The sequence below is a fragment of the Bradyrhizobium sp. Crot121 genome, assembly GCF_059512385.1.
The window spans coordinates 1-4,523 of sequence record NZ_JCAMOR010000176.1; the positions used below are offsets into that span (position 1 = coordinate 1).

The 4,523-nt window shown below is 58.0% G+C and carries 4 protein-coding genes and 1 pseudogene; 4 read left to right on the forward strand and 1 reads right to left on the reverse strand.

Features of this window, described 5'->3' with window-relative positions:
- Nucleotides 1-1,126 precede the first annotated feature (1,126 nt).
- The 3 genes and pseudogenes from AC5ZGW_RS45435 (at nucleotide 1,127) to AC5ZGW_RS45445 (ending at nucleotide 2,504) form a co-directional block, all read left to right on the forward strand.
- The gene (locus AC5ZGW_RS45435; protein ID WP_496114140.1) at nucleotides 1,127-1,420 is read left to right on the forward strand and encodes an Asp23/Gls24 family envelope stress response protein; all 294 of its coding nucleotides are present in this window, start codon (nucleotides 1,127-1,129) and stop codon (nucleotides 1,418-1,420) included.
- 247 nt (nucleotides 1,421-1,667) lie between these two features.
- Nucleotides 1,668-1,913, forward strand: coding sequence for a hypothetical protein (locus tag AC5ZGW_RS45440; protein ID WP_130230979.1), 246 nt, complete (start codon nucleotides 1,668-1,670; stop codon nucleotides 1,911-1,913).
- Between the two features lie 33 nt (nucleotides 1,914-1,946).
- Nucleotides 1,947-2,504: pseudogene (locus AC5ZGW_RS45445) on the forward strand (amidohydrolase family protein).
- 191 nt (nucleotides 2,505-2,695) lie between these two features.
- Here AC5ZGW_RS45445 and AC5ZGW_RS45450 read toward each other — a convergent pair.
- Complete coding sequence (locus AC5ZGW_RS45450; RefSeq protein ID WP_245475142.1) at nucleotides 2,696-3,115, reverse strand: ATP-dependent DNA ligase; 420 nt, start codon at nucleotides 3,113-3,115, stop codon at nucleotides 2,696-2,698.
- 463 nt (nucleotides 3,116-3,578) lie between these two features.
- Here AC5ZGW_RS45450 and AC5ZGW_RS45455 point away from each other — a divergent pair, with 463 nt between their 5' ends.
- Nucleotides 3,579-3,773: a hypothetical protein gene (locus AC5ZGW_RS45455; RefSeq protein WP_130230983.1), complete on the forward strand. Its 195-nt coding sequence runs from the start codon at nucleotides 3,579-3,581 to the stop codon at nucleotides 3,771-3,773.
- The last annotated feature ends 750 nt before the right edge of the window (nucleotides 3,774-4,523 follow it).

Below are 4,523 nucleotides of genomic sequence, written 5' to 3' on the forward strand. Positions count from 1 at the left end.
AACGGTCGGGTCTCGACGGCGAAAGCCGGCGCCGCGAAGGCTGTGCTTGCGGCAACCACTGCAAAAACGAGGGAACGGCGTGAGAGCATGGCTCGGCTCCTTCGATTGTGGGTACGCAACTCCGTTCTGGACGGAGTTCAAGCTAAACCGTCGCCCGCTGGAACGCGAATCGGGCGCTCAGTGGGGCTATAGATGAATCGGCTCAGAAATGTGCTGGCTGTGCAAGAGATTAGCTAGGTCTTAACCTGCCATTCATTTACCGATCGATAGATTTGATTCGTCGTCGTACAACTATCCGGCGCCGGAACAAAAAGTGTACTTAAGTCGCTGTGGGTTGAGGGATTTTGGCTCAGGCACGCAAATAGGGCAGCCCACTATGTCGATCCCTGGCTATACGGCAAGATCGACAGATCTCGCTCTACGCACGTCACGAAACGCGTTGCCGGCTGGATGTACAAGCCGAAGCCTGAACTTGCTGAAGAATGTTTCGAGCGAATCTGTAATGGCATTGAGGCTTCAGATTTTACCCCAGGATGGGCGATAAAATACTTCCAACAAAATCGCTAGCCACTATGCAAACAACTCGGCGCCTTCCGGCGTGATCATCACGTAGGTGCCGGTCCGATGCCCCACAGCCCACGCTAACCGTCCGTTTACCGCGTTGCGGTTTTTCGCCTGTCTCGCCCTTGTGATGCCCGCCTCTCGACGCAGCATCAAGGGGCCGGGTGGTGGTCCCCTAACCCTGCCCGGCTTTGCCGACCAAGCGGCCCTCGCGCCTGTCTGCCCCTGCGCGCGGGGGCCGTTCTCATATGGCGTCAACAGATATCGAGATCAGCGGCCCCCGCGCGCGGCTCGACAGCATCCAGTGACGTTGCAGGCAGGGCAGGGCGCGCCGGCTCGACCGCAGCCGCAGGCGTGCTTACCCTCCCACGCCCGCTCGGGGTGGTTCTCACAGACCCAGCCACTATCCTCCACAGATGTTCCAAGGCTGGAACACATTGGGGCAGAGGACGTTAATTTTCAGGCCCAGTCTGATTATCCGGGAGCGCTGGAGAAAATTCCATCTGCGAGGCAAGCAAGTATGAATGGCATTTGGATGTCTGGGTGGCGATCCTTTTGGAGAGAGATGGCGTCAAATGCGCGAACCATGGGTATCGGGGGATACGCCTTAGTAGGCATCCTACTGATGTTGCTGGGCGCCGTGATTGTCCTTGCGATCATGGGGTGGTCGTCGGCTGAAGAAGCAGATGTTACTCCCTTCGGATATTTCGCGATGGCAATCGGGATCCTGTTTTCTCTGGTGTTTGGTATCGGATTAATGGCTCTGCTCTTTTACAGCAGCCGCGCGGGCTACGACGAGCCCGCCAGGCTCGTCCCGCCGGACACTGACGAAAATCGCGAGTCTCGAACGCAAGATTGACCTTAGAACGGATTTGCCTGCGTAGGCTGATCGCGCTCCTGTTTCTTTGGCGCCAAGTTAGGAACGGACCTTTGGCACCCACGATCCCTTAACCGTGAAGTGCAGTCGCGCAAACAGCAGCTCGGTCTACCCCCGGCTGGGCTGCTTTATTTTCGTCATTGGGTGGTGTCCGCAATTAAACCTCGGCGTTGCTTCGTCCTAATCTGGGTTTTTGAACTAAGCGGCCGGCCATGGCATTAAGACGTTCATGGCTGAGTCATTCGGCAACGAATTTACAATTGTTGAAGTAACGGGGGACGACACAGCGATCCGTCCAACCAAGCAACTTTGGGTAGCTGCAGCTAAACCAAGCCAAGCGCTTACCTTGGTTCTGACAGCGATCCCAGAAGGCTGGACAGCGGAGTTAGCGACTCGACAACTAACGCGCCAGCAGTTGAAAGAACTGCAAAACTTACACCTTAAGCCTGGCGAAGTGCACAAGCTGACGATGTAAGGGCCGCCTCAGTCGGCTCATTTCGGTCGCCACATGGGCGACAGCCGGTTCGATCCGTTATTTGCTGAGCTCGATCGTCGGCGGGCGATAGTGTTCATGCACCCGACGTCGCCCTTTTGCCCCTGCTGCCAAACGGCCGGGCTAACCTATCCTCGGCCGGTGCTCGAGTTCATGTTCGGGACCACGCGCGCCGTCTCGAATCTTATTCTGACAGGCACGCTCGACCGCTTCCGCAATATCCGGTTTATCGTGCCACACGCCGGCGGCGCCGTACCGGTTCTGGCCGACCGCAACGTGGGTCTGGCCCCGGCGCTGCAGCTGCCGAATCCCATCGAGGCGGATCGGGTCTTCGGCCGACTGCGCGGCCTCTACTATGACTAGGCTGGGTTTCCGCTCCCGCGGCTGCCGGCGCTGGAGAAGATCGCGGATCCGGGACGCATCTTGCACGGCAGCGACTGGCCGTTCACGCCCTTACCGATCGTCACACGGCTGGCTCAGGAGCAGGATGCAACGCCGCTCCTCGATGATGTTCGCCGGCGGCACGTCCTCTATGATCATGCGCTAGATCTGTTCCCGAGGTTGATGAACTGACGAATTGAGACGCCCCGAGGCCAGCATCGTCAACAATAGCGAATCGTCAGAGGTGATCCAGCTAGGCCACGAGTTGATCTTCCTTGTCGGGACCGCGCATGACGATCTTCAAGGTGTTATCGGACAACCGCCTCTGGAGGCCCGTCACCCGCAACCTGGGATCCGCAATCACAAAAACTCAATGTGCTGGTTCACACTTCGGCTTGGCAGGCGTGCTCGAACATCGCAAAACTCTCACTGAACTGAACGTCGGTGCCGGCGACAAGTTTCTTTAAGGCCGCCTTGCGGGTGGAAAGCGGCAGCTTCCGCAAGTCGTGGCCGTCGAGACAGAGCAGATTGAAAGCGACGAGGACGATCTTCCTGGAGCGGCCATTGAACTCGTTCTCCAGCACCGAGAATTCCGTGGTGCCAGGCGTCATCGGCGATCTTGCGAAAGCGGCGCGCGTCCAGTCGATGCCGCGTCGCGTGAAAATCTCGACGGCCTCATTGGCGATGTGGGCTTGAACGCGGTAGCCGTCAAACTTGATCTCGTGGATCCATCTGGCGCCGGTCGGCACCCGTTCGACGTCGTAGTGCCGGCTCGATGAAGCCGGGGTAGGCAGCCTTGACACCGATCGGCACCGGTTTCTTACGCTGAAACGCCACGCCCAGGAATCCCGACGCTATGAGCTGATCAAATTGGCGCAAAGAAATTCGTTCCGCCCCTGCAACCTCTCGGACGCATCCGAATTTTCTTGTACGGTAGGCTGTGGAATGTCTGCCGCCATGGCCTGGACCGAAGCCGAACGCAGGTAATAAATCGCGCCTCCGCTTAACACAGTTAAGTGGACCGCTGCTCGTGGGCGGGTCATGCTACTTTTTCCCGAGGGAGACGGGGATGGCTTTTCCAATTGAGGCTGATCGTAAGAAGGACTCTCAAGTTGTGATTATCGTGGTTGATCGGCTGGAACAGGAGAGGGCTCAGTTGCTTGCTCTTCGAAAAAAGGTGTCTGACGCTGCACACACATGCCAGTCCCTGGGCGCCGGCCGAACGCTGGGTCGAGTTCCGTCCCATTCAAACCAAGGAAGTGAGCCATGAAGGACCTCACAGGAAAGTGGCGCCGACTCCGCGCTGATGCAAAGCACTTTGCCATCTTGAGTGTGTCGGCGACAGATCCAAGTCAACGCGAGCTATTCAAGCGTTTAGGTGATGAGCTTGCCATCGAGGCGCTTGAGCTGGAGCAGCTCGTGAAAAGGAAACCGAATAGCAAGGGCGATTGGCTCACGTGAGGACTTGGGCGGCAGTCAGCCCACCTAGGTGACGCTCTCATGCATCTAAGGCCGGGCTGCGCAGTCGGCTTGGCCCGTCCAGTCGATCTTTCGGGCTTGTGAAAAATCTTGGCGGCTCGGACGAGCCACGCGGCGCTGGCAAGCCCCAACCCGCGTGTTCTCTTGCGCAGAGGGATGACTATCAAGCGTCCGTCGGCTTACGGCGGCGCCTTACCAGCCAATACACGCCGTAGCCGATGGCAAGGATCGGAAGGCCTGCGCCGGCGATTGGTCCCGGGGCTCCGTTGGTGTGTCCGTGCCAGTGCCCGTGCCAGTCATCGTCTCTGTCCCCTCTGTGACCGCCGGAGGCTTGCGCGGGCGGGACGACCGTCGTCAGAGCGAGGGCCAAGATCGCGGCCGCAAGGCTAAAGCCGACTTTCATTTGACGTCTCCTTTCTTTCTGATCGACATTAAATAGGAATTAAATATCAATTGTATATTTGTTAAATGCAATTGATTACTTGCCAAGTTTTCCCGTCCGTCACAGAACCAGCTGATTCGGCCGAGATTTGTACGGCCGCGCGCACGTTCGCCACCATGGCGTGTATGCCTGCAACTTGGCTGCCCGGTTTTGACGACCGGGCTGTTTGGAGCTCTGGCAGAGGTCGCCAGCATTGCGCACAAAATGCCAGCAGCCCTAGGTCGCGTGGACAGTTATGTTAGCCAGAGCAGAGTTGCGGCGATAGCGACGACAGCGAAGTAATTTCGTGC

Bases quoted from the DNA above. Each gene is read 5' to 3' on its own strand.
- AC5ZGW_RS45435 (WP_496114140.1), top strand. From the start codon at position 1,127: ATGGCGTCAAATGCGCGAACCATGGGTATCGGGGGATACGCCTTAGTA.
- AC5ZGW_RS45440 (WP_130230979.1), top strand. From the start codon at position 1,668: ATGGCTGAGTCATTCGGCAACGAATTTACAATTGTTGAAGTAACGGGG.
- AC5ZGW_RS45455 (WP_130230983.1), top strand. From the start codon at position 3,579: ATGAAGGACCTCACAGGAAAGTGGCGCCGACTCCGCGCTGATGCAAAG.